This window comes from Ferrimicrobium acidiphilum DSM 19497 (assembly GCF_000949255.1).
Classification (GTDB): Bacteria; Actinomycetota; Acidimicrobiia; order Acidimicrobiales; family Acidimicrobiaceae; genus Ferrimicrobium; species Ferrimicrobium acidiphilum.
This window is the reverse complement of record NZ_JXUW01000012.1, coordinates 51,164-75,914: the sequence shown is the minus strand read 5'-3', so window position 1 is coordinate 75,914 and position 24,751 is coordinate 51,164. Positions and strand designations below refer to the sequence as shown.

The following is a 24,751-nucleotide window of genomic DNA, read 5'->3' as shown; positions in this document are numbered from 1 at the left end:
AGGACATTAGTAAGGACTCCTGGATAGCTATTGACTACACCGAGAACGGTGAGGCCCAAGTAGCAGAGACCACCTATAAGGGAAGACGTCTCATTATCCGTCGTACCCGCCTCATTGGTGACCAGGCAGAGCTCTTTCCTAACTGGAGATACTTCGGATTCGTCACTGACTTGGAAGGTTCAGCTGTTGAGGTGGATCAGTTCCACCGTAACCGAGCACGGATTGAACTCTCCATCAAAGATCTCAAAGAGGGAGCAGGACTAGAACATATCCCCTCTGGTAAGTTTCATGCCAATGGAGCATGGCTAGCCCATGCGGTGATCGCCCATAACCTCACCCGCCAGGTGAGCTACCTTGGTGAGATCACCCCGGCCGAATCGATGGTCATAGCCCGTACTTTTCGCAACCACTTCATCTCGCTGGTGGGACGACTCGTCAACCGATCGGGCAAGATGATACTGCGTACTCCGGCTCGTTGGCCATGGGCCGGGGCCTTCATGAGAGCACTCGTCACCCTCCGGGCACTCGAACCAGTTCCCATCTAGGGAACTCCTCCGACTCGAAAGCGCGGTCGGGAAACACTCTCCATGCGCCCCACAAATGAAACACCAAATCAGATCCTTAACCCACCACGTCCCAACTCGGGTCAGAACCGATCCAGAACCACGGGTTAACTCAACGGCACAAAATCACAGTCTTAGGGCCACCGACGCACCCCGAAACCGGGGTGCGTCGGTGGATCCAGGCTAAGGCCGCTAGCGCCATAGTTTTCTGGCTGAGGAATTGAGCACGCGTCGCCAAAGACAATTTGCGAATGCTTAGGAGCGCTAAGTCGAGCTGAAGCGATTTCGCAACTAGTCTATCCATATGTCTAAACTGTACCACTCCTAGCCAGGTGATCGACCTGCCGAGGAGTGATTCTGTGTGGTTTCTCAACAAAATAGGACACCGAACTCGCTTAGCCATGCCGCTTGCAATTTAGTCTGAACTTACCACTCCAATTCCCCCTTTACCTATCCTGGCCAGGCATGACGACAATTCTCGGTGATAAAGTGTAGCCAATGAGGCCTTTGACGGCAGGAGAGGTCAGTAAAGCCTAGTATGCCCTTGTGGGCAAGGATTAGGAGTCTCCAAGAAGTCCGGGGTTATTCCAGCCTATGGATTGGCAAGGAACCGCGACCCCGCAAAACCGGCGCTGATTCAGCCGATCTTCTGCTCAAAGTATGTTATGGTCTCTCCTAATCCGGCTGCAAAATCCCTTGTTGGTATCCAACCGGTTTCATTAGACAAGCGGGTGATATCTGGACATCTCTGTCTGGGATCGTCAACCGGCAGGTCCAGATGGGTAATTGTCAAGGCGCCATCAAGGCATTGTCGGATGATTTCTGCAACGTCGAGCACCGTTCGTTCATCCGGGTTCCCAACGTTGTATGGTCCAGAGGTGAGAGTGTCATTCATCACTGCGGTGAGCCCGCCAAGGAGGTCGTCAACATAGCAGAAACTTCTAGTCTGGGAGCCGTCTCCGTATACTGTGAGTGGCTCGGAATTGAGGGCTGCGACAATCATGTTGCTAATAACTCGTCCGTCGTCGGCTCGCATCTTGGGGCCATAGGTATTAAAGATCCTTGCAACCTTGATTTTGGTGCCGTGGTGCCTTTGGTAGTCAAAGCATAGGGACTCCGCTACTCGCTTTCCCTCGTCGTAACAGGATCTGGGCCCGATCGGATTTACGTTTCCCCTATATGATTCGTTCTGGGGATGGCGAGCTGGATCACCGTAGACTTCGCTAGTCGAAGCTTGTAGAACCGTAGCCCCGGTCTGCTGGGCAAGGTCGAGGGCATGTTTCATACCTAGCACGCACGTCATCGTGGTCTTGATCGGATCTCGTTGATAATATGGCGGCGATGCTGGGCATGCGAGATTATAGATCTGATCGACTTCGAAGTAGTACGGTTCACATACGTCCGCCTCGACGAATGTGAAGTTCTCATTGGCCACGACTCCTTGGAGATTCTGCTTTCGACCAGTGGAGAGATCATCTATGACTATGACTGAGTCTCCTCTAGCTATGAGCAGTTCCGCCAGATTGGATCCTAGGAACCCAGCTCCGCCAGTGATGAGAATCCGCAACTATCAACCGCCTTTCTGATTGAACCGGATCTCTGGACGCCCGACTCCGTAGTAGGTAAAACCTTGCGAACGAACGAAGTCAGGATCCCAGAAATTTCGGCCGTCGAAGACGTTCGGAGTCCGCATTAGTTGCATTACCTTTGTAAAATCGGGCTCAGCAAACGTAGTCCATTCGGTAACGAGGACTAGTGCATCCGCGCCGTGTACGGCTTCGTACATATCGTCCACGAATTCCAATTGAGAGTCGGTCGGGAACCGGTCCTTGATTGCCGAATTGAGGACTGGATCATAGAGGCGGACGTTTGCACCAGCCTTTTGGAGTAGTTGACTAATCTCAAGGCTTGGCGCATCTCGCATGTCGTCGGTGTTTGGTTTGAAGGTGAGCCCCCATAGGGCAATCGTTGAGTTGTCTATTGCATCCGCCAAGTGCTCAATGATGGTCTTCGCGAAGCGGTGGCGTTGTTCGGAATTGACTTGCTGAATCGCATTTGTGAGAGGTGATTCGATTCTGTGCTCCCAAAACATGTTTCGGAGGGAGAGTATGTCCTTTGGGAAGCAGGATCCACCGTAACCTATCCCAGCGTGTAGGAAGTGATGACCTATTCTGGGGTCAGTTCCAAGTGCCGTTGAGACCTGGTTGATATCGGCTCCAACGGTTTCGGCTAGACGGGATAGCTCATTCATGAAGCTAATGCGCGATGCCAAGAAAGCATTCGCCGCATATTTACTCAGTTCAGCCGATGCAGGTTCCATCTCAAGCAAGGGACAGGTGAAGTGAAATGGTGCGTAGAGCCTCCTCATAGTATCGAAGGCTTGGCGTGACGTCGCTCCGATCACGATTCTGTCTGGATTAAAGACATCGTGGAGCGCGTTTCCTTCTCGCAAAAATTCGGGGTTTGAGACGACGTCACAGCTCACCTGCAGTCCACGGGATTCCAGTAAAGCATTGAGTGCACGGTCGATGGCTTGGTTTGTTCCAACAGGAACTGTGCTCTTGACTACGATCGTGATCGATCTCTCCAGCATCTGGCCTAAGGACTCTACTACCTGGTACAGGCTCTTAAGATCCGCGCTGCCATCTTCCTTGGGGGGTGTACCTACGGCAATGAAGATTACGTCGGAGTCAGCTATTGCCCAGTCGATATGGTCAACGAAGTGGAGATTTCCTTGGTCGATGTTCTTTGACACCAGATCTGCTAAGCCCGGCTCATAGAAGGGTACCTCCGAGTTTCGTAGAGACTCAAGCTTGTCAGTATCAGCGTCATAACCGATGACTTGGTGTCCGACTTCGCTAAGGCTTGTGGCGGTTACTAGGCCAACATAACCCAGACCAAAAACTGCAATTTTCATTGGCCCCCAAACCCTCGTGCTCGCCCTGACTGTTTAGAGTAGTCCAGCTCTTACGGTAGGACGTTAGTAGCGTTCGAACGATTGTGGCAGCCGACAGAATGAATGGTGGCTAATTGGATGGCCATGTGTCAACTCGGTTATGGAGATGGTCACTCGCATATCGGCGCAGCCGTTGGAGTCGGTCCATCATTTCGAGGATTACGGTGTAGCCTTCCTTTGATAACGGTTGTAAGAGATGAGGGGTTCAGGTGTCGTTGTTGCAGATGATCGTAGCGCGTGAGAATGATGTCATGCGGCTAGATGCCGCACTCCATGGTGGTGCGCAAGTTGAGGCTCGCAGAGATCTCAAGCAGGCGATCGCTGGGCTGGAGGAGCAGATTCGGACACTTGAGGCTGCAGATGTAGCGGCAACGGCCCGTGCGGAGGAGCTGGCCGCAGAGCAGTCAGAGCTGGCCTTGCGTCTAGGGCATATGCGCTCCGCTGAGGGTGCTCGTGACTATCGCCAGGCTACCCAAATCGAACATGAGACAGAGGTGCTTCAAGGAAAGCTTGACACCGTTGAAGAGGCTGAGCTTGAGCTCATGGAACAGTCGGAGCAGCGCAAGTTGCAGCTTTCCGATCTCGTTGCTCAGCTTGAGATCAAGCGAGGCGAGTATGTAGTCCTCCTAGACGATCAAGCCCGCATTCAAGCTGAGCTGTCTTCCGAAAGAGATGCGAAGCTTGCGGAGTTGGACGATCTGATTACCCAACTACCTGAGCCCACTGTTTCGTTGATTCAAAGCGTCAGATCCCAGGGCGTTTCACCTGCCCTTGCTCTAATGCACGCTGGCTACTGCGGAAACTGCCATATGGCGCTCTCCAGTGCCTTGCGTGGCAAGGTGACTTCACAGCCCTCGGTCTTGCAGCGGTGCGAAGAGTGTGGTGTGTTGTTGGTGGCTGAGGGCGAAGGGGATCTGTAGGCGGGGTTCTGTCCAGCTTTCGCTTGGGTGATCATCCATCTACGCGGCCTACCACGAGTCGTAACGGACGGGCAGCCCTAACTCAAATTTGGCCTTGCTCCGGGTGGGGTTTGCCAAGCCAACTTCGTCACCGAAGTTGCTGGTGCGCTCTTACCGCACCGTTTCACCCTTACCACCGAAGCCTTAGTGTTCCTGCCTAGACTTAGATGGCGGTCTATTCTCTGTTGCACTTTCCTGCGAGTCACCTCGACTGGCCGTTAGCCAGCACCCTGCCCTGTGGAGCCCCGACCTTCCTCAGAGCTTTCGCTCCGCGATCACCTGATCCCCTTCGTTGCCTCAGTCTAAATCGTTGAGTTGTTCAGTTGGCCCGTGCTTGCCTATAATGGGTGGGTCGAGACGTAGGGAAAGTGGGGCGTTGTGAAGACTGAGATCAATCGGATTCCAAAGCCGATTGGGGCGCTGCTAGTGCTGATCGCCATCATCGTAATTGTGATGATAGGTGGGGTGTTCGCGCAACAGGGATCGCTCGGTGAACGCTCGTGGCAGTACCCTGCCGTTGGGCACACGGTGAATGGTTACGCCGGTGCACCGGTTGGTTCGCCTATCTATCACTCAAAGCAGTAGCCTGTCGACCGGGTCCCTTGGGTGTATACGTCAGCTCGCAAGGCGACGTTGGTCGTTCGTCAGCTCGCAAGGCGACGTTGGTCGTTCGTCAGCTTGCTGTGCATCGATGGCGAATCCTCGACAAGGTTTTCTCCAACAAGGTCGGTTGTTAGCCAAACGATCGGGTGCTCATCTACTGCTGGGTTGCCGTTGCACGAACAGTACGCGTGATCGCCAATGAGTCTGGATTCAGATTTCCGGTGTAGTCCGAGAAGCCTGATGTTTTTGTGTATAGCGCTGATGAGGTTCCTGGCCGCTAAGACTCAATCGCTAAGACTCAACAGTGTCAGCTTGCAAGCTGCAAGCAGATGCTAGCTTGGCGAACTCGGCCGCTCACGTTTGGCATCGCCGCAACCCAGGTGTTACTCAAGCTACGGTAGAGATGGTGAACTCAGCCTCCCATGCCCGAATTTTGTCTCTGGATTTACCTTATTGAAATGGACTATTCGAGACAGCAGGAAATGTAGTGATTCGGGGCAAAGATTGCAATCATCACGTGCACGAATGCCTGCGCTGATGGCTCATAGAGCATGACCGTCACTGTGGTAGAGGATGAATATAAACTCAGAGCGCTGAATACGATTGATTTACGCTTGCATTCGAATAGCTTGGGTATTTTACGCCTTTAGAATTCCCTATCTCCGGCATTCGAGCAGGCAGGTTAACCGACAGGGTGCTTTCTGGTTCGTTGCTGGCGCAGTGTGATTGCGGAGAAATCGGACAAACCGGAGTCACGAAGTTCTAAGGAGAGGTGTATCTATGGCATCGGATGTGGACAACAGCGCTGCGGGCTTTCAATTCGTTCCACCTCGGTCGCTTCATGCTGGTTGGCTTACATGCCGTCTCATCGAGGCTGGTGATGCAGATTATCTCTACGAGGCAGTTCTGGCATCGATGGAGCATCTTCGACCATGGATGCCTTGGGTCACCGGCTATAACAGAGAGATGGCGGATGAGTATGTCAGCCAAGCCCTGAGAGTGGCTTCTGGCCGGCCCGCACACGAAGCGATCTATGTTCCCACTGACAGCGAAAATAGGTTCATGGGGAGCTTTGGTCTCCATGCCCGGCTCGGCCCAGGAGCTCTCGAGATCGGCTACTGGGTCGATGTTCGTCATACCTGTCGTGGAGTGGGGACGTTGTCAGCGGCACTCCTTACCGAGGCAGCCTTCTCGATCACGGATGTTGAGCGCGTTGAGATTCACCATGATGAGGCCAATCGAGCGAGTGGCACGATCCCAGAGCGTCTTGGCTATGAACGGCTCGCATCTCATAGGCGCAAACCCGAAGCGCATGCTGAGGTTGGCATAGAGGTGCCTTGGCGGATGCTCCGAAGCAACTGGCCATCGAGTGAAGCTGCCAAACTCTTGGCCACTCTGCGCCAGGAGTAGTGGAAGGCTATCGAGACGTAACAAAGCTAGCGGACCTGGTCCGGAGGTAGGACACGCTTTAGATACCTGCCGATTAGATATGTCAAGCCCTGAGGTGGCTCCAAAGCGGGGTGGGGCAGTGCCCTCTTCTGGCTCGCGCTATTGGCCAGCAGTCAAAGAGTCTGGCGAAGTCAAGCTCGGGTTGGATTCCTCAGCTCTGTGCACGCTACCCCCGCGAACTCCCTCTGGCTGCTGTGAGCTCCCTCTTTCTGTGTGTGGCTAGACTCGAGCGGTTACAGAACAGGTACGATTCCTCGACAGGCACGATCACTGAGCAGGCACGATCACTGAGCAGGCACGATCACTGAACAGGTGGGAGAGTCTTGGCTCGTGACGCCTCTGCGTTCGAGTCCAGGTAGTCACGCATGCGACTAGCAAGCTCTGGCTTCTCGATGGCGAGAATGCGAACGGCAAGGAGCCCTGCGTTGGCTGCGTTGTTTATTCCTACAGTTGCAACCGGCACCCCTCGGGGCATCTGCACTATTGACAGTAGTGAATCGAGTCCTTCGAGGTTGGCAAGTCGTATCGGTACTCCGATGACCGGCAGAACCGTGTTGGACGCGATCATGCCAGGTAGGTGAGCTGCACCCCCGGCTCCAGCGATTATGACCCGGTAGCCTTGGTTGGCTGCTCTACCGGCAAAGTCGAGCATGTCGAGGGGTGTACGGTGCGCCGAGAGCACGCCGGTGGTGTAGGGGATTGAGAAGCTTTCGCAGATCTCGACCGCTTGAGCCATGACCGAGTAGTCGGAGTCCGACCCCATCACGATGGCAATCTGTGGACTACTCATGATTGATGATCCTTTCTCGGGCACGATGAGCGAGCTGCGAGGCTCCTGCAGCACTCGTAGCCGTTGCTGTGATGTGACCAACTTTGCGACCAGGGCGCCCCTCCTTGCCGTAGAGGTGGAGACGGGTACGAGGGAATGGTTGGTACTCCTCAATCGGGCCCAGCTCTCCGATCAGGTTGATCATCGCTGCGGGCGCAGTGAATTCGGTGGGTCCAAGTGGAAGACCGGCAACAGCTCGGAGGTGGTTTTCAAACTGCGAGGTTGATGCGGCTTCGATAGTGAGGTGACCGCTGTTGTGCACTCGGGGAGCGATCTCGTTGATGTAGAGCTTGCCTGCTACCACAAAGAACTCAACTGCGAGTACGCCAACTGAACCGAGCTCACGAGCTATAGCGGTTGCCGTCGCTTGCGCCCTCTCCTCAAGATCTGCCGCTACACCGGAGGGCCACTGGACCTCGACGCAGATGCCGTCGCGCTGGATGGTTCTCACTGGCGAATAGGTGGCGATCTCACCGTCGGGTGTGGAGACTGTGATTACGGAGATCTCCCGGTCGACATCTAGAAGCTCCTCGAGCAGCCAAGGGGTTTCACTCTCTATCAGCGGCGTGAGCTCGGAGGGGTCGTTAATCCAACGGACGCCACGGCCATCGTAACCACCAGTGATCGCTTTGGCGATGCATGGGAACTCAAAGACGGTGTCTGCATTTAACTTGGCAAAACGCGGAACGGCGAGTTTGAGCTTTGCGAAGAGCTCACGTTGCGCGAGCTTGTTGGCGGCTACCTCCATGGTCCCAGAAGATGGTAGCAGGCGAACTCCGCGGTCTTCGAGCTCCTTTAGAACCGAGATCGGGGTGAGCTCGTGTTCGAATGTGATCACGTCTACCGTTTCAGAAAAGCGCAGCAGTGATTCGATGTCTAGTTCGCCGACCTGTACTTGGGCGGCCCTCCCCAGGATTCCCTCATCGGTCGGTCGGACCAGGAAAGAGATATCGATGTCGAGGTTCAGAGCTTCGTTGAAGAGCATGCGTGCGAGTTGACCGCCGCCAATCACTCCGATGCGCGCGCTCACGCGACCTCTCTGTGTGATAATGCGGTGCTCAGTGGCGAAAGAGCCGAGCCTGGATTGGTTTGCCTACAGGTGTCCATCTTGCCCCTTTCGATCTAGGTTCGCGGATTCTACAGCTCCGCGTCTTCGAACAGAATGTTTTCGAATCTGCTAGCCTACAAGCTAGACGGGTTGAGAGGTTGGGGTCTGCGTGTACCTGGTGGCGATGTCTATGGTCCTTGTGAAGGCGGGTTCGTTCCTCGGATACGTCGTCGACAATTGGCACATCGACTGGTATGCACTAATCCTCTGCGGACTGCCGGTTGCCGCCTATTGGCGTGGACACGTGCGCCGAATGCGGACTCAGATGGCTCCCGAGATCCGTGCAGGCTACGAACGGCGCTCTGTTGCCATGCTGATCGCCAACTTCCTTATGGTGGTTGGTTTCTTCTCACCGATTCCTGACTGGGCAATGGTCTATCAGTGGGTGCACATGATCTGGCACCTTGACCTAATGGTCTTCGCACCACCATTTCTGATCATCGCCGACCCTTGGACCGAGATGACCGAAGGCGTTCCTGCTCGGTTGATGGAGTGGTTGCGTATCCGCTATCGGGCGCTCGCCTCCCATGAGAGGATTGCGAGTACCGCCCGGATAGTCAGCTCTCCATGGGCAGCGGTCATCGCATTCGACGGAGCGATGTGGATCTGGCACGTACCCGGACCATTCGACTGGGCGATGCAGTCCTATGGGAGGATGGAGCTGATGATGTTCTCCTTCTTCTTCGCTGGGGTCTTTATGTGGTACGTAGCGATCGACCAAGGTCGGCGTCGCTACCATGAAAACTCGATCCTCAGGTTTGCACATATCGCTTCAGTGTCGATGTCATGTATGTTGTTGGCTATTTTTCTGGGCCTCTCGTCAGGTGCTTGGTATTCGGCGTTCAACTGGGCGATGGGAAGCTATCGCACGATGTCACTCCTGGCTGATCAACAGATCGCTGCCGGTATCCTCTGGGTCTTCGGTGCGGTGCCATGGTTCATTGCTGGAGTTGTGGTGCTAAGGGATGCCATAAGCGATGAGGAGCAGGGGACAAACAACATCTCCGACACCTTCCGTAGCTTCGTGTTACGACGTGTTAGGGTGGCTCGACCCACCGGATTGGGTGTCACGCGGACCTCGAACTACGACTCAAACCCTGGGGCCCAATAACCTCTGGTTCAACTCGCTCCCTAGTGCCCTGGCTCGACTACTCGGGCTCGACTGCTCGGGCTCGACTGCTCGGGCTCGACTGCTCTGGCTCAGCTGCTTTGGCTCAGCAACTCCGGCTCGACCGCTCTGGCTCCACTGCCCCTGGCTTGTCTGACTGGGGTCTTTGATCCAGCTGTATTCAAGCGCACTCACCGAGAGCTGATCGTATCTGAGCCGTTGATACCCACACCACGAGCCTCTCATCTGGAGACTAAAAGGAGACCTTGCTAAGTGCGGGTATCGCCTCTCGGGCAAGTTCCAAGTTCTTGTGGTAGCGCTCGTAGTATTCGGTCATGAAATGGGTGTCGCTGGGCTCGACTAGCTGACCAGCTGGCAGTGCTTCCTTCTCAAGCCCGAGAGCCAAACGCGCAGCTCCGAGCGTGGTCGCCTCAGCTGTCGGTGAGAGCGTTAGAGGGGCCGGGCTCAATGCTGAGAGCGCGGAGGCGACAATCGGGTTGGTCGCCACCTTGCCATCGAGTCCGATCAGATCTAAGTCTTGGCCACTGTCGGACACTAGAGCAGCGATCAGGTCCGCTGCTGAACAGGAGATGCCGAGCAAGAATCCGTGGACGAGCTCGGCTCGACTACTATGAGCGGATAGATTCGCGATCACACACCGGCCTCCAAAGTCCCACAGCGGAGCGCCGATCCCAGAGTGTGCCGGAACCACAGTTGGGATCGCCTTCCTCACCGCGCCAGCGGCGATCAGTTCAGATTCTGCTGGGTCCTCCAAGATGCCGTTGCGACCTAGCCACGCGATGGCTGAGCCAGCGTTCATCCAGAAGGCCTCCAGCCCAAAGCTGGCTCGACCGGCTTGGGCTGAGGTGACGATGGGGAAGCTGCCCGATTGGCCGCGACGTTCGAACCTGGGAGTATCTTCGTCTAGATCGAGGTCGGCGACCGCTGAGGTGCCAAGGGTCACCTTTGCCGACGAGCGTTGACCAGCGAGAGAAGCCTGTTGGTCGGCGATGGTCACCATGACCGCAACTGGGCCTGCTTTAGTCAGGTGATCGCCACGATTGAATACGACGTCGACGATCGGAGCAAGATGGTCAAGCGTGAGCCCAAGGAGTTCGAGCTTGTCCGGGTCCCATCGCCTTCCTGATGAGTCCACGAGACCGGTCATCGCTGCGTTGGTGGCGTCGGTGGCGAGCGTGGCCCCATGGGTTAGCGCATAGGTGAGCCATGTATCGATGGTGCCAACCATGAGATCAGGGTGCTCTGCTCCGTAGTGTTCGAGTAGCCAGCTGAACTTTGTAGCTGACTGGTTTGGAGCGAAGGAGGCTCCTGCTTGTGATAGCGCGAGGCACTGGCTAGCGGTTCGCAGATCCTCCCAACTGATCCCCACTCCTATCGCCTCTGGTCGGCTGCGAAGGAAGGCGATGGCGCTCGCCCGTTGATTGGTGATCGCGAGCCGATCGGGTTTACCGGATGAGCACAGCTGCTCGAGTAGCTGTTCGGCGAGCTCTAACATCTCCATCGGGTCAAAGACGACACTGGCCGCTCCCTCTCGTAGAAGACGGAGCGGGGCGTCATGGCTAGCTACGATCTTCAACTCCTCGTCTACCAGCGACGCTCTGAGTGAGCTCGACCCAACGTCGAGGACAGCTACCGAAGTCATCGCCACCACTCGACATCGGTATGACATTCTGGCGCCTGTTGAGCTTGGTCCGGTCCAGCCTCCATACTGGTTCGACACGAGTGCTTGAGACCTCGCCGGCTCTGCGTGTGAACATCCGAGCACCCGATTTGGAGATGATTGCAATACCCGGTGTGTGATCGGGTTGTGTGCGTGGAGTCGGAGCGCCGGCGCCTGCGGTTCAACACTGCTGCTCTGAGTCCTTGCTCGTGAGGCGAGAGCCAGACGGTTGACACAGTACAGGTGGCAGTGCAGTCGGCAGTGCAGTCGGCAGTGCTGTTGACTGTGCAGCTGATGGTGTAGCCGGCAGCGTCAGGAGCGTTGCCGGTGGTCTTGGCGACGATATGGACCATCGTGTTAATTTAGCATCCTTGAGACTGGTGTTGAGGGATCCTGGGCGGGAAGGGTATATCTCTTGGCCGTTGTCGACCGAACTGAGCAGCCGATGAGCAGAGCTAGAGATACAGCTAGCAACACTTGACTGCTCCTCTGCGACTGGGCACGCGAACACCCTCATGAGCGTGGGTTTGGGGTGGTGTCTTCGATGACTAGGATTGTAATGTCACCGTGTTTTGACAATCTCCAAAGGTTGAATCATTCTAGATCGAGCTTGCATGTTGGGAATCAGGCGCGTCGCAGGGTGGTTCGACTAGTCATGGAGGTTAGGCGTTCGCCAACAACCGGTGATATCGGATACGAGTTATATACAGTCTGCAGAGACAAACGATCAGAGAAGGAGAATGATGGCCGAGCTTAAGGCGTCAAAGACTGCTGAAAACTTGAAGGAGGCGTTCGCTGGTGAGAGCCAAGCGAACCGACGCTATCTGTATTTCGCACAGAAGGCAGACGTTGAAGGGTACCCAGATGTCGCGGCGTTGTTCCGTTCAGTCGCTGAGGGTGAGACTGGTCATGCCTTTGGACACTTCGATTTCCTCGCTGAGGTAGGCGACCCGGTAACGGGTGCGAAGGTGGGAGCCACCGAAGATAATCTTCGTTCCGCCATAGAGGGTGAGACCTATGAGTACACCGAGATGTATCCGGGTTTCTCACGTACCGCTCGCGACGAAGGTTTTGATGAGGTGGCGGAGTGGTTCGAGGTGCTCGCTCGTGCGGAGAAGAGTCACGCTGGTCGCTTCGGCCAGGGTCTCGAGTCGATCGCCTAGTTTTAGCGCCTGTCTATCGGTCTTGATTGACTGTTAGCAGACGAGGGTCCCAACTGTCGCCAACTGGACAACTGGTTGGCGACGTTGGTTCTTGCTGGGGTCTCGATCGATCTCACAAGCCGGGATCGTCCGTGGGCAGTGCATCGGATTGAGCAGACGTTAGACGTTGAGGTGATAGCTGGCTCGACTAGCACAGGGTTCGACTAGCACAGCTCGACTCAAACAGTTTGTTGGCCAATACTGATTGCTGGTTATCCTCTGGCTGCTTGGGAGCGTTAATCGCCGTCGTTACCTCGGTCTTGGTTGGACATCGTGCTAGCACACGGCTTGGCTTTAGACGAGGCTTAGATTGACAGAAGGCTTGGATCCGGGCTCAGCAGGTCCGAGATATTGGGTGTGATCTGCCGACCTTGATCCAACTAGCGCTATCAGGGGAGTGTCAAGACAGTGTCTTGCTCGACCGACTGGTAGCGGTGTTTCGGAGCGATTCAACTAGACCGGACACTGGAGAGCTCGTTGAAGGCTAGCCCTGGTGTGATGGAGCGAGTGAGATTATCTAGTTGCCGCTGAAAGACGATACTGCGAGACGATGTCGATAGACGATACTGCGAGACGATGTCGATAGACGATACTGCGAGACGATGTCGATAGACGATGCCAGGTCCAGTCTTTGCCAGATTAAGTGACAACGAAAGCGTCTAGGGAGATGATTTAGTAGAGGTACTGAGTCAGTAGAAATGAGGTAGCGATAAGTGACCACAACCTATGATCCAAGTGACCCGAAGTATTACGAGGAGAGCGACCTTCGAGAGGAGCTCGGGCGGGTCTTCGAGCTCTGCCATGGTTGTCGGATGTGTTTCAACTACTGCGACTCTTTCCCGATGCTGTTTAACTTCGTCGACTCCAAAGACCAACAACATGCCGATCTAACCCCCTCCGAACAGGATGCTGTCGTCGATGCTTGTTTCGGTTGCAAGATCTGTTACGTCAAGTGTCCCTACATTCCGCCACATGAGTGGGCTCTCGATTTTCCGAGGTTGATGCTTCGGGCCAAGGCTGTCCGCACCACTCAGCATCAGAGCGATATCCGCTCTCGAGTAACCGATCAGGTCTTGGCGCATACCGATGCGGTCGGAAGCTTGAATCAGGCGCTGTCGGCGGTAGTCAACCCGATCGTTTCACGGCCGAACACTGGTATTCGCAGAGCCATTGAGAAGGTGGCTGGAGTCTCGAGCCAACGGCTGCTTCCCTCCTATGGCAAGGTTCGCTTCTCCCGCTGGTTCAAGGATCGACTTCCACGATTCATCGCCTCGCCTCGTGCGAGCGTCTCTATCTTCCCAACCTGTTTTATCGAGTACATGGCACCCCAGATTGGTGCTGATGTTACCACCGTCTACGAGAGCCAAGACATCGTCTGCTCGTTGCCAGAGGGGGTGAAGTGCTGTGGTGCACCATGGCTTCACCAGGGCAACGTGGCCGAATTTACGCGTCAGGCGCGAGCAAATCTAGAACGCCTTGATGAGGTCGTTCAACAGGGACGCGACATCATCGTCTCCCAGCCAACCTGTGCTTACGTGGTCAAGCGCGACTATCCGATCTATGTACCTGGCGAACAGGCAGAACGGGTGGCGGCACACACCTTTGATCCGAGTGAGTACCTCGTCAACCAGATGCGCAAGGATCGCTCGATGACCCTTGGCAAAGTAGAGCTCGACGAGGAGGTAGTCTTTCACGCTGCCTGTCACACCCAGGCTCAGAACACAGGACTCAAAGGACGCGACCTGTTGAAGAAGCTTGGAGTCAAGGTTCGTGTCGTCTCCAAGTGTTCTGGGATAGACGGTACTTGGGGGTATCGAAGTGAGAACGCCGCCTCGTCTCTACGGATGTCTTCGGCTCTTGCTGATCAGATCGCCAAGACGGGATCGACGACTATAGCTGGTGATTGCCATCTTGCCAATACCGCAATCGATGAAGCGCTTGGTGTCCGTGTCGAGCACCCGATCTCGTTGGTAAGGAAGCTGATGGGTCTAGAGACTCAGCCGCCATTGAAAGGAAATTAATGATGCGAACCTTGACTGTGAACGATATTTTGGACCTGCGTGCCTACGAGAAGGTGCGTAGCGAGCTGCGCCAAGAGGTAATTGACCTGAAACGAGTGCGCCGGGTGGCGCTTGGCCCGATACTCTCGATCGTGTTCGAGAATAAGACTACGATGCTCTTCCAGGTGCAAGAGATGGCACGAGCAGAGCGGATGATGCGCGATCAGGATATTCAAGCGGAGCTTGATGTCTATAACGAGCTGATCCCAGATCACAATGAGCTGGTAGCTACCCTGTTTGTCGAGCTCACCTCGAAGGCGGAGTTGGAGGAGTGGCTGCCCAAGCTGGCTGGCTTGGAGCGATCGCTAGAGTTGAGCGTTGGAGAGGTTGTTGTACCTGGAATAGTAGATGCCTCCCATGCGGAGCAGCTCTCACGTTCCGACATCACCGCTTCGGTGCATTATCTCCGTTTTCAGCTTCCAGCTGAGGCGGCATCATCCTTCCTCGAGGGTGACGTGCACCTCCGTGTGCGCCACAGCGCCTACGAAGCCGACACCAGCTTTGACAGAGAGCTGAAGTGGTCGCTTATGACCGACTGGCAAATAGGCTAGGCAGTCGATCAGATTGTCTGAGGGTTCACGATGTCTGGCGTTGTGAACCACAAGGTAAGGGAGGTGCTCGATGGAGTTCGAGTTCGATGAGGATCTCGCCCAGCTCCGCGATACGGTGCGCAGGCTTGCAAAAGAAAAAGTAGCCCCAAGGGCAAGAGAGATCGATCTCACTGGAGAGTACCCTCAGGATCTGTTTGAACTCTTTGGCACCACTGGCCTGTTCGGTCTCTGCATACCCGAGCGTTACGAGGGCTCCGGAGCGGGCATCCTCGGACTGACGATCGCGATCGAAGAGGTGGCGAAGTACTCCAACACAGCAGCCTTGATGTTGCTGCTATCTCGACTTCCTACGGGGCCGGTGATGATCGCAGGATCGGAGGAGCAAAAGGAGCGCTATCTTCCTGGTATCGCTCGTGGCGAACAGCGAGCCTCCTTTGGACTCTCAGAGGTTGGCGCTGGCTCCGATGTCGCTGGTATGCGTACCGCTGCCGTCCCTGATCCAGATGTCGAGGGAGGGTGGATTCTCTCCGGTTCCAAGGTGTGGATATCTGGGGTTGCTCAGGCCGATTGGTACACCGTCTTTGCCAAGACCGGTGATCCAAGCTCTCGCCGTCATGACTCGATCACCGCCTTCATCGTTGACCGCAGCTCCGAAGGTGTATCGGTGCCGCGAGTCGACAAGAAGATGGGTGTAAAGGGAGTCGATACCGGGGAGCTACTGCTTGAGTCGGTGCACGTGCCGGCTGAGAATGTGATAGGCGAGGTCGGCGGATTTCGACTCGCGATGCTCGGGTTGAATTCGATGAGACCGATAGTCGCCGCACGCGGCCTCGGACTCGCTGAGGGTGCGCTCATGTATGCTGTCAACTATGTGAAGGAGCGAGCTGCCTTTGGTCATACGATCGCTGATTTCCAGGGCATCCAGTGGGAGATCGCCAAGATGGCTACCGAGATAGAGGCAGCTCGTCTTTTGACCTATAGAGCTGCATGGATGGCTGATCGCGGTGAGTTCACTCGCGAGTTTGTCCCCTTCCTGTCGATGTCAAAGTACTACGCCACCGAGATGGCGGTTCGTGCCTCATCGCTTGCGGTGCAGCTACTCGGAGCCGCTGGTTACATGCAAGATCATCCCACGGAGATGTACTATCGCGACGCCAAACAGTTGACGATCGTCGAGGGGACGACCCAGGTCCAGCTTGGCCTCATCGGGCAAGGGGTACTAAAGGGAGACCTTTGGTGGGATTGACATTTCGGCCATAGCGGCGTGTCTTTCATGACTTCGGTGCGAAAGAGCGCCACGCCCTAGTGACACTCCGATGAGCTGCAGGCTAGCGCACTACTACCTCCAGCCTGGAACGACTGTGATAGAGGGGTGGTAAGCGTCAGCCTCCCTGCTTTTCTAACACGAGTACGATGCCTTTAACCTCCACCGGGCTGGTTCTACGATCTACCCCGATCGCGCTGCCTGCTTTGATGCCGTCTTATCACCTATCCTGGGCATTATTTGGCGCTGCGATCTCAATGGTCGAGACGCTAGCCATTCTCGTTCGATCTCATCGGTGTGAGTATGGATGCTGGCGGACAACCAGCTCATCTTGTCAGATGGGCTGGTGTGAGTGGCTGTCGCGGAGCTTCAGCTGGGGATCGGTTAGCGCGAAAGAGCGTGGACTATCAGCTGTGAACCGGCGATGGTGCAATAGAGCACGGCAGTATGACAAGATGCGAGAGCCCGAGATCAGTGGCCGTCAACTGACGAACTCAATGCCTCACGAGTGCGTTTGGCATCAGTTCTTGGAGTCTCGGAGATTTTAGAAGTGAGAGCAGCCTGCCATTGGGATGGATGAAGGCCACTTGGATGTCGAGTGAATGAGAAAAGGCGGCTAGGCCACTGGCTAGTTTCGGAGACGGCGGACGCTCGAGCCAATCAGTCAGGTCTACCTGAACTTGGTTGGGGTGAAGATAGGCGACTTGGGCAATCTCGCCGCCCTCTCCTGAGGACCAACGTAGCGCTATCGAGATTCCGAGGTTTTGGGCTTCTCGTGCCACCGCACCAGCCTCTGCGAGCGACTCATCGGAGTTGAGTTCGATGGAACGAAATACGAGCTGTATCTTGCTTGGGTTGAGATATCCAGCCCGGCTCAGGATCTTTAACCGTCTGACAAAGAGCGGGCCAGGTTTGAGAGGGGAGATTCCAGTGGGTCCATCGATCGACTGTCGGCGCAGGAGATGATGGAGGAGCAACCAGTTGTACTCGTCGCGAAGGTGGTTGCGCATCGCATAGTCACGAGGGGTCTCAAGAATTGGCTCCCGCCAAGCTAGCGAGAGGTCGACTCCCCCGCGGCTCTGGTCGGAGATACGTTCCCAGGCGTACTCCTCAGCTATCACTTGGTCGGTATCTCGTGCCCTAAGAAAGTCGAAAAGATTGGGGTCAGCGAGTTGAGAGTCGTTGGCGAAGATATCCTCGTCGCCACGCGCGACGTGAAGGTTTTGTCCCGCTTGTTTCGCCTCGTACATAGCGTGATCTGCCCTCCCGAGAAGGGCATCGATGCTTCCATGGAGGGTCTCGAGTGCTGCACCCATGGAGATCGAGACCGCGAGCTGGCGATCCCCGACATCGATCGGCTGGGTGATGACGCTGTTGACGATGCGTTGCGCAACCCGTTTTAGGCCGCGAAAGTTCTCACCCACGGAGCCAACGACGACGAACTCATCACCACCGACCCTTGCGACGATGTCGTTTGGCTTCGTGGCTGCGACCAGCCGCTGGGCAACGCTGGTGATCACCCGATCGCCGCCGCGATGACCGAGGAGGTCGTTGATAATCTTGATGCGGTTGATATCTAAGAAGAGAACCATGACTGGACCGTTGTTTAGACGTCTCAGTTCATTCGCCAGGCCATTGCGGTTTAGGATGCCGGTCAGTGGGTCGTGGTTGGCGTGCCATCGCCACTCTTCGAGCTCGAAGTGTGATCGTGTCGTGTCAACAAGGCTGACGAGGTAGCGGTAGTCGACACTCTGGTCTGGTTCGATGCGACGCACCGATAGTGATGCTGGTTGTGGCTTGCCGCTTGGCTTGCGAAGTAGGGTGTTGGTGGTAAGCCATGGTGTATGTGAGCCACCGACTATAGCGAAGTACTCCTCAAACTGAGCAACAATGGAGTTGGAGTTCGTTCGCACCAACTCGCCTGGGGTATACCCCAGGAGTTCGCCTGCTTGACGGTTTGCGAACAGTATCTTCCCCCCTTCGGCGATACCGAGTATCCCTATGTCGATACTGGACAGGATCGAGGTGAGGAGCGAGCTCTCGTTTGGTCGACTTCGTGCGTGTTCGATGAGCTCGATGCCGATGACATAGATACGGAGGCAGTCTTCGACTACCGCTAGAGATGCCGGATTGAAATCACGGGCGCTTGTGGAGCTAACGGTGATGCCGTAACCAGATGTTGGATTGATGGCTGCAATCACTGAACGGATGGGCTCATCTCCATCGAGGATAGTGACACCGTGGTCCAACAGATCAGCGAAATAAAGCGATTGTGCTACTCTGATCGCCCAGGCGGTGATCGGCGCGTTTGTGGACGATGCTGTCAGCGAAAAGACGTGCACCGTTGCCTCGAAGAGACCTCCTATGATTCCTTCGGTAATCTCTTGCCAGTCAGTCGAGCTTGGTTCAAGTCCAAGCAACGCGATGATCATCTGGTTCGTCGCTCGAACCTCTAGGATCGCCCCTTCTTGATTTTGCTTGGACATAAACCGATGCATCAGGAGTGCAAAGGCATCAACTAGTGCTTTGGCTAGCTTGATATGAGTTTCATCAAGGGTGGGGCAATAGCGCTGCTCGGCGACGAGCTGATAGCCGCGACGATGGTTGCAGGCCAGCTGAACAAGACCAGCGGTGTCTGGGCAATGAACGCCAGCGATGAGCTCGGCACCATCAAAGCATTGGTCGGTCAACTCTCGCACTCCGCGAATCCGCTGTTCGTACGGATCGTTGGAGGCGATGATGGTCGAGATCTCCCGGAAGATGACGCTAGGGTCGAGCGCTCCTGGCTTCACCTTCGCATGCATCGATGATCTCTCCTCGGGTCGTGGACCGCGACCACAGTCTAGCAATAACACCGTCGGCCCGTCTTGGCTAGCTGCGACCATTTCTTGTTCAACATATGTTGAGGATTTCTCGGACGAATCCCGATTGATTGCACACATACGCTGGTATTCATTGCTAGTATCGGATCAACGTTTGATTTCTTAATTCCCGTATCTGATGAGATATATCTAATGAGTGTGAGGCAATGAGCATGTTATTGAGGGTTGGGTCAGAGGATGTTTCGGCTGCGACATCCTTGCGTGTTGGCCCTGCACGGAACGATTACTCATCCTCAACGCTCGTAATTGAGCCGATATTAGCGGGCACGGCTTCGCGTTTCTTTTCGGCCCGTCTTCTTTTTCCTGGTCTTCTTTTTCCTGGTCTCTTTTCTAATGAGGCGGTAACTAGTGAGCAGGGTCTAGCGCCACTGACGCCGGCTTCGGCTGAACGGATGCGGCTGCAGTGACCGCAGACGCCAATCGCTCTAACGCCGTTGGCGCCACCTCTTCGAGTCTCTCATCCTCTAACAAGTCGCCGAATTCGGCGCTGTTGGCGCAGGTATCACACATTCTCGCAGATGATCTCGGCTCAAGAGCCGTGCTTGTGACCCTACTTCAACTGCTGGGGGATCGGTTCGAGTCGCCGCTCGCAGTGTTCGAGGTCGAGCCGGCTTTTGGTCGGCTGAGGCTACTTCTCCCTGAACTGAGTAAGGATTTTGTCGACTATGTCGGGCTCGAACCCTCGGGCCACGGTGTGCGAGCGCTGGGAGACTGGGAACATCGCGTCCGTGGAACATCGCTGACGCTGCTGCGCCTCGATGCAACTCTGTTGCTCGGGATCATCGATATCGATCACCTCCATCACGATGAATATCTACTACTAGAGAAGGTAGCTCCTGCGGTTCGGGTGGCGAGTGAGAGTTTTCTTCAGGAACGATCGAGGCGATGGCTTAGTCGGCGAGTCCGTACCAACCAGCGGCTGTTGGAGGGTTTGCTGAGTGTGAGCGATACCACAGTGCCGTGGCTGAAGATAGCAAGGGAGGCTCGTCTCCTTACCGGCGCTCACAGTGCGCTTGTCTTGGAGGTACGTCCGAATGCTATCTGGGTGGCGGCAGCCGTCGGTGAAACGATGCGACAACCTGGGGATACGATTGACAGGAGCTCTGGGCTACTATCCTGGGTCGCTAGTAGCGGCGAGTCAGTACTGATAGGATCCTTGGCTGATCGCTCGACTACCAACACCAGTGCCATCAACTCAGTCCGTGGGGAGACCGAGAATGACTCAGCAGTGGTTGTCCCGGTATTTGACACCACCAGATCATTAACTGCACTGATAGCGTTGTTCAGCCCACAGCCTTACAGATTTTCAGCGCGTGACCTGCAAACCGCTAGCGAGCTTGCCCGATTTGCTGGAGCCATCGTCGCCCAACGGCAGACGCTCAGTTTTGTGGCTGCCGGTCAGGAGCGATCAGAGCTGGCGGCAGAGGTGCTCGACCTGATGGTTGACGGCGTGGCTTTGATCGACGGCGAGCAGAGGATCGCTCTTCACAACCGTGCATTCGCGTTGTTGCATGGCGGTGTGGGGAACGCTTCGTTGCGAGGCAAGCCGATTACACAGTTCGAGAGTGAGCATTCACAGCCGACATCTGAACAAGGCGCAGCGGTGGCTGAGGAGGAGCGTCGGCGCCTTGATGGATCAACGTTTGTTGCTGAGTCTTACCGTCGACAGTTTGTTGATCCAGCATCTGGCACTAGTGGCACGCTCATAGCTGTTAGGGATATCCAGGAACGCAATGTGGAGCGACAACGAGTTCGTCGGCTTGCGCATATAGATCCGCTGACTGGACTAAATAACCGGGCCGGTTTTTTTGAACTCGCTGGTGAGTGTTTCGAGTCCGATGATGACAAGCTTGTTGGTCTGCTCTTCATAGATGTTGACGGCTTGAAGATTGTGAACGATCAGTTTGGACACGCCATCGGTGATCGGGTGTTGAGCGAGGTGGCTAATCGTATTCGTACAAGCATGCGCCCTCTCGACGTTATCGGCAGGATCGGCGGCGATGAGTTCGCTGTCCTTGTCACCGGGATGGATTCGACCCGTGTTATTCGCCAGGTAGGGGAGCGGCTTGCTGCCGCGATCTCGTTCAGTCCGGTGGTGGTAGGCAGCATCGAGCTGCGGGTGACTGCAGCTGTCGGTGTTGCGACTGGTACTACCGCCACCATTGATTTGGATCAGCTGATGTCGGTGGCGGATTCGGCGATGTACCAGGATAAGTTCTCGCGCCTCCGACCGGACCTGCTCCATCTCCATCGGGGCGCACACGATGCGGTCGAGATCGAGCTTGGCCCCGATCTTGTTCGCGTGCTTCGTGGCGATGAACGAGGCGGAGGTCTACTGCTACGCTTTCAGCCGCTGTTTGATACCCGTAGTCGTGCAATCACGGCGGTGGAGGCGTTGGTGCGATGGCAGCACCCCAAAGAGGGCCTTCTGCTACCTGGACGCTTCCTGTCGCTCGCCCTCCAATACCGGTTGATGGATCAGCTCGATGCCTTCGTGCGTGCTGAGGCGATGACTCGATTCTCGCGTTGGAGAGCCGCCGGACTTGGTGGACAGATGCGGATGTCGATCAACCTGAGCGGTGTCAACGCCGCTGAGAGCCGTACGGTTCGCGACTTTTGCCAGCTAGCTGATCGGCTTGAGATACCACGTGACATGATCGTCGTCGAACTCACGGAGACTGAGCTCTCCGATCTCTTGATCGACCGAATCGCCCGCATCATGCGAAGGCTAAAGAGTGAGGGATTTCTGATCGCGTTGGACGACTTCGGAGTTGGGACCTCATCCTTCCGACACCTGCAGATCATGCCGGTTGACATCGTCAAAATCGATCGCCAGTTCGTCAAGGATCTTGGTTCTGGTGGTGATCGAGGGCTGGTTGCCGGCCTCACCGCTCTGGCCTCGGAGCTCGGGATCTCTGTGGTGGCCGAGGGTGTTGGCGATCAGGGGTGCCTTGATGTCCTGGTCGAGTTAGGCGTTCCAGAGGTCCAGGGATTTCACCTTGCGCGACCACTACGCGAGGCTGCGCTCCTGAAGCTACTAGGGAAAGAGGGCGAGGCGAGCACCCTCGGCTAGCATGTTGGCATGCCCAAACCTACTGTTTCTGAGGTCTCAGACTCTCCCTCCCAGCAGCCAGCTAGGCTCGCACATCAGGCCCGAGAGACAGAGGCAGTGCCCGCCGAACAGGGCAGCACTGAGGTGATCTGGTCTGATCTGCTCGCCCGTCTCATGGCTGGTAATCGGCTCAGCGAGGCTGAAGCCGCGCACATTCTCGAGGTAGTCTTTGACGGTGCGGTCCCGGCTCCGATCGTGGCCGGTGTTTTGGTGCTGCTCCGCCAGCGAGAGGAGACGGTCGAGGAGCTGCTTGGTTTCGCCAGAGCTATGGCTGGACGCATGGTGGTAGTGCCCGTCGAGGGGAAGATCCTAGATACCTGTGGTACCGGTGGAGATCGTCAAGGGACTATCAATGTCTCTACTGCCGCTGGCTTGGTTGCGAGTGCGGCTGGAGCGAGAGTGTTAAAGCACGGCGGCCGGGCTGCCAGTTCGAAGACTGGCTCCGCCGATGTGCTAGAGCAACTTGGCGTCAACGTCAACCTTGGGCCCGATGATGTCGCACGTATGGTCGAGACTACTGGTTTTGGTTTCGCGCTGGCAACCCGCTTCCATCCAGCGATGGCTGCGGTTGCGCCGATTAGAAGAGCCCTTGGCATCCCGACCGCCTTCAACTTCCTTGGTCCGTTGGTAAACCCCGGTCATGCCCGCCATCAACTCGTGGGTGTTTTTGATCGCAGGCTCGCACCTGCAATGGCAGAGGTGTTGGTCGCTCTTGGATCCGAGCATGCACTCGTCGTCTGTGGCGATGATGGCATGGACGAGGTCAGTCTGATAGCTCCCACCCAAGTGTGGGAGGTGCGTTCTAGACAGCCGGTGCGCTCTTACAGCATTCAGGCTGGAGGCTATGGTTTTGAGACAAGTTCTCTCTCGATGCTCCAAGGTGGGGATGCCGCCGAGAACGCTCGAGTTCTTCGCGATATTCTTTGCGGAGACGTGACCGATGCTCGTCGTGATCTCGTCGCCTTAAATGCTGGTGTGGCACTCTATGCCGGTGATATGGTCGCCTCGATCTCCGATGGGGTTGAACTTGCTATCTCACTGATCTCGGATGGTCGAACCGGTGCCTTCCTCGATGAGTTGATCGCTGGCCAACTCTAGCATCTCGTATCCGTCAAGAGGCGAGATTAGCTAGACATTGATCTGTGGCCTCGCTCGCTGGCAGCTTGTGCCGACGTGAGCTAGAGTGCACCGTTCCACAGATCCACCGTTCCACAGATTCATTGTGTGACGACACAGGGTTACATCAGTTGCCGGTGGCGATCGCATATCTCGCGCACCGCCGGCATGAGCGGGAGGGCGAAAGAGGACGGTCCATGGAATTACGAGACCGAACCGTGCTTTGGCCAGAGAGTAGGTGGTGATTCCAGAAAGATGGTCATCGCAGGCTCAAGTCACCAGTCCTGCCTCATGACTCGCAGATAGTGGCGCAAGTTCGGACCTTCGTTCCTCGCGGTGATATCGAGTTCCGATCGGAACCTGGTGGACGGACGAGTGAGATACGCTCCTTTGGGGACCTTGACTCAAGTATTGACCGGATCTCCCCTAGATAGATCTAACGGATCCGACCGGCAGCGTCGCTAAAGAACTGCTAGATCAAGGAGTGTTGCCGGTAGTTCTCAGACGATAATCGATGGGCCAGACAGCAAGCACTCGAGATCTGCTGCCTGCGGCGATCAATATGGAGCGATGGCGATCAGTCGGTTGGGGTAGTGACCGATCTTGGTCGCTTGAGCGCTGGTGATGGTGAGCGGGTAAAGCTCGCCTTCCGGGTGCGACCAGCGATCCATAGGTTATCTATCTCCTCGAAGGTGGTGATCCCGATAGCGCCGAGGCGACCGATCAGCTCGTGGAGTAGATCGGTGGTGGCAAGAACATCTGCCAGCGCGCGATGACTTGGGGTTCGGAGCCGCAGATAGCGTGCAAGCGTCGCGAGCTTGAAGTTCTCCACCTCATCACGTAGTAGGTGGCGAGCGAGACGCAGCGTGTCTATTCTTCTTGAGCTGATGGGAGGTAAGGTCGAACGAATGAGGGCGGCATCGAGAAAGCCGATATCGAAACTTAGGTTATGCCCGACGATGACTGCATCGCCGACAAACGAGGTGAATGCATTTAGCACCTCTATCTCCTCCGGGGCCAGGCTCCGCATCGGATCAGTGATGCCGGTGAGGGTGACGATCATGGGTGGAATTGGTGACAGACCGTGGATGAGTGAACGGAGATGGCCCACAACCTCTCCACCGCAGACCTTCAGCGCGGCGATCTCGGTTAACTCGTGGTATCTCGCAGATCCACCGGTTGTCTCGGTGTCGACGACGACAAACGTAGTGGTTCGCAGATCGCTCAGCGAGGGAGCGACGATAGCTCTACTCATGATTCACCATCCTAAGTTGAGTTCACGACACCCGAATCGGAGAGCTAGAATTC

Annotated in this window: 19 protein-coding genes and 1 other RNA gene; 11 read left to right on the top strand and 9 right to left on the bottom strand. The window is 55.9% G+C overall.

Features of this window, described 5'->3' with window-relative positions; translation table 11 throughout:
• Positions 1-545 (top strand): transposase (locus tag FEAC_RS07360; RefSeq protein WP_152623134.1); only part of this gene is annotated, 545 nt, incomplete at its 5' end.
• A 655-nt stretch (positions 546-1,200) separates the two neighbouring features.
• On the opposite strand, the gene FEAC_RS07355 is transcribed toward FEAC_RS07360, so the two are convergent.
• From FEAC_RS07355 to rnpB, 3 genes are all read right to left on the bottom strand, one after another.
• Positions 1,201-2,130 carry a UDP-glucuronic acid decarboxylase family protein gene (locus FEAC_RS07355; RefSeq protein WP_035389193.1) on the bottom strand — a complete coding sequence of 310 codons (930 nt, stop codon included), beginning with the start codon at positions 2,128-2,130 and terminating at the stop codon, positions 1,201-1,203.
• Positions 2,131-2,133: 3 nt separating this feature from the next.
• Entirely contained in the window at positions 2,134-3,480 is a 1,347-nt protein-coding gene (locus tag FEAC_RS07350) for a UDP-glucose dehydrogenase family protein (RefSeq protein ID WP_035389192.1), read from the bottom strand.
• Positions 3,481-4,420: 940 nt separating this feature from the next.
• An RNA gene (gene rnpB, locus FEAC_RS07365) (RNase P RNA component class A) lies at positions 4,421-4,769 on the bottom strand.
• Positions 4,770-4,856: 87 nt separating this feature from the next.
• Here rnpB and FEAC_RS07340 point away from each other — a divergent pair.
• Together FEAC_RS07340 and FEAC_RS07335 are read left to right on the top strand one after the other, a co-directional pair.
• Positions 4,857-5,063 (top strand): hypothetical protein, encoded by a 207-nt coding sequence (locus tag FEAC_RS07340; protein WP_035389189.1) that lies wholly within the window; start codon positions 4,857-4,859, stop codon positions 5,061-5,063.
• Positions 5,064-5,861: 798 nt separating this feature from the next.
• The gene (locus tag FEAC_RS07335) at positions 5,862-6,491 is read left to right on the top strand and encodes a GNAT family N-acetyltransferase (RefSeq protein WP_052565982.1); all 630 of its coding nucleotides are present in this window, start codon (positions 5,862-5,864) and stop codon (positions 6,489-6,491) included.
• Between the two features lie 340 nt (positions 6,492-6,831).
• On the opposite strand, the gene purE is transcribed toward FEAC_RS07335, so the two are convergent.
• Both purE and FEAC_RS07325 read right to left on the bottom strand, forming a co-directional pair.
• The gene (gene purE / locus FEAC_RS07330; RefSeq protein WP_035389188.1) at positions 6,832-7,320 is read right to left on the bottom strand and encodes a 5-(carboxyamino)imidazole ribonucleotide mutase; all 489 of its coding nucleotides are present in this window, start codon (positions 7,318-7,320) and stop codon (positions 6,832-6,834) included.
• The gene (locus tag FEAC_RS07325; RefSeq protein WP_052565981.1) at positions 7,313-8,389 is read right to left on the bottom strand and encodes a 5-(carboxyamino)imidazole ribonucleotide synthase; all 1,077 of its coding nucleotides are present in this window, start codon (positions 8,387-8,389) and stop codon (positions 7,313-7,315) included. Before FEAC_RS07325 ends, purE begins: the two co-directional genes overlap by 8 nt.
• Before the next feature lie 202 nt (positions 8,390-8,591).
• Here FEAC_RS07325 and FEAC_RS07320 point away from each other — a divergent pair, with 202 nt between their 5' ends.
• Entirely contained in the window at positions 8,592-9,578 is a 987-nt protein-coding gene (locus FEAC_RS07320; protein WP_169741645.1) for a cytochrome c oxidase assembly protein, read from the top strand.
• A 250-nt stretch (positions 9,579-9,828) separates the two neighbouring features.
• Here FEAC_RS07320 and FEAC_RS07315 read toward each other — a convergent pair whose 3' ends face one another.
• On the bottom strand, positions 9,829-11,238 hold the full coding sequence (locus FEAC_RS07315) for an FGGY family carbohydrate kinase (protein WP_160290350.1): 1,410 nt from the start codon (positions 11,236-11,238) through the stop codon (positions 9,829-9,831).
• A gap of 761 nt (positions 11,239-11,999) precedes the next feature.
• On the opposite strand from FEAC_RS07315, the gene FEAC_RS07310 reads away from it, so the two are divergent.
• A complete protein-coding gene (locus FEAC_RS07310) occupies positions 12,000-12,419 on the top strand; it encodes a rubrerythrin family protein (RefSeq protein WP_035389184.1) in 420 nt (139 codons plus the stop codon).
• Between the two features lie 488 nt (positions 12,420-12,907).
• Here FEAC_RS07310 and FEAC_RS15175 read toward each other — a convergent pair whose 3' ends face one another.
• Complete coding sequence (locus FEAC_RS15175; protein WP_152623132.1) at positions 12,908-13,108, bottom strand: hypothetical protein; 201 nt, start codon at positions 13,106-13,108, stop codon at positions 12,908-12,910.
• Positions 13,109-13,171: 63 nt separating this feature from the next.
• Here FEAC_RS15175 and FEAC_RS07305 point away from each other — a divergent pair, with 63 nt between their 5' ends.
• The 3 genes from FEAC_RS07305 to FEAC_RS07295 all read left to right on the top strand — a co-directional run bounded on the left by FEAC_RS07305 (position 13,172) and on the right by FEAC_RS07295 (position 16,315).
• On the top strand, positions 13,172-14,479 hold the full coding sequence (locus tag FEAC_RS07305; protein WP_035389182.1) for a heterodisulfide reductase-related iron-sulfur binding cluster: 1,308 nt from the start codon (positions 13,172-13,174) through the stop codon (positions 14,477-14,479).
• Between the two features lie 2 nt (positions 14,480-14,481).
• Complete coding sequence (locus tag FEAC_RS07300; RefSeq protein ID WP_052565980.1) at positions 14,482-15,069, top strand: DUF3501 family protein; 588 nt, start codon at positions 14,482-14,484, stop codon at positions 15,067-15,069.
• Between the two features lie 70 nt (positions 15,070-15,139).
• Positions 15,140-16,315, top strand: coding sequence for an acyl-CoA dehydrogenase family protein (locus tag FEAC_RS07295; protein WP_035389181.1), 1,176 nt, complete (start codon positions 15,140-15,142; stop codon positions 16,313-16,315).
• A gap of 512 nt (positions 16,316-16,827) precedes the next feature.
• Here the strand turns inward: FEAC_RS07295 and FEAC_RS07290 are convergent.
• Positions 16,828-19,137, bottom strand: coding sequence for a GGDEF domain-containing protein (locus FEAC_RS07290; protein ID WP_052565978.1), 2,310 nt, complete (start codon positions 19,135-19,137; stop codon positions 16,828-16,830).
• A 224-nt stretch (positions 19,138-19,361) separates the two neighbouring features.
• Between FEAC_RS07290 and FEAC_RS07285 the strand changes: the two genes are divergently transcribed.
• Genes FEAC_RS07285 through trpD form a run of 3 tightly spaced genes read left to right on the top strand, consistent with a single transcriptional unit; the run spans position 19,362 to position 23,425 of the window.
• The gene (locus tag FEAC_RS07285) at positions 19,362-19,622 is read left to right on the top strand and encodes a hypothetical protein (RefSeq protein WP_035389180.1); all 261 of its coding nucleotides are present in this window, start codon (positions 19,362-19,364) and stop codon (positions 19,620-19,622) included.
• Positions 19,619-22,288, top strand: a complete 2,670-nt coding sequence (locus FEAC_RS07280; protein ID WP_035389178.1) for a putative bifunctional diguanylate cyclase/phosphodiesterase — start codon at positions 19,619-19,621, stop codon at positions 22,286-22,288. Before FEAC_RS07285 ends, FEAC_RS07280 begins: the two co-directional genes overlap by 4 nt.
• Positions 22,289-22,297: 9 nt before the next feature.
• Positions 22,298-23,425, top strand: coding sequence for an anthranilate phosphoribosyltransferase (gene trpD, locus FEAC_RS07275; RefSeq protein ID WP_081901061.1), 1,128 nt, complete (start codon positions 22,298-22,300; stop codon positions 23,423-23,425).
• A gap of 595 nt (positions 23,426-24,020) precedes the next feature.
• Here trpD and FEAC_RS07270 read toward each other — a convergent pair.
• A complete protein-coding gene (locus FEAC_RS07270; RefSeq protein ID WP_052565977.1) occupies positions 24,021-24,698 on the bottom strand; it encodes an exonuclease domain-containing protein in 678 nt (225 codons plus the stop codon).
• Positions 24,699-24,751 lie beyond the last annotated feature (53 nt).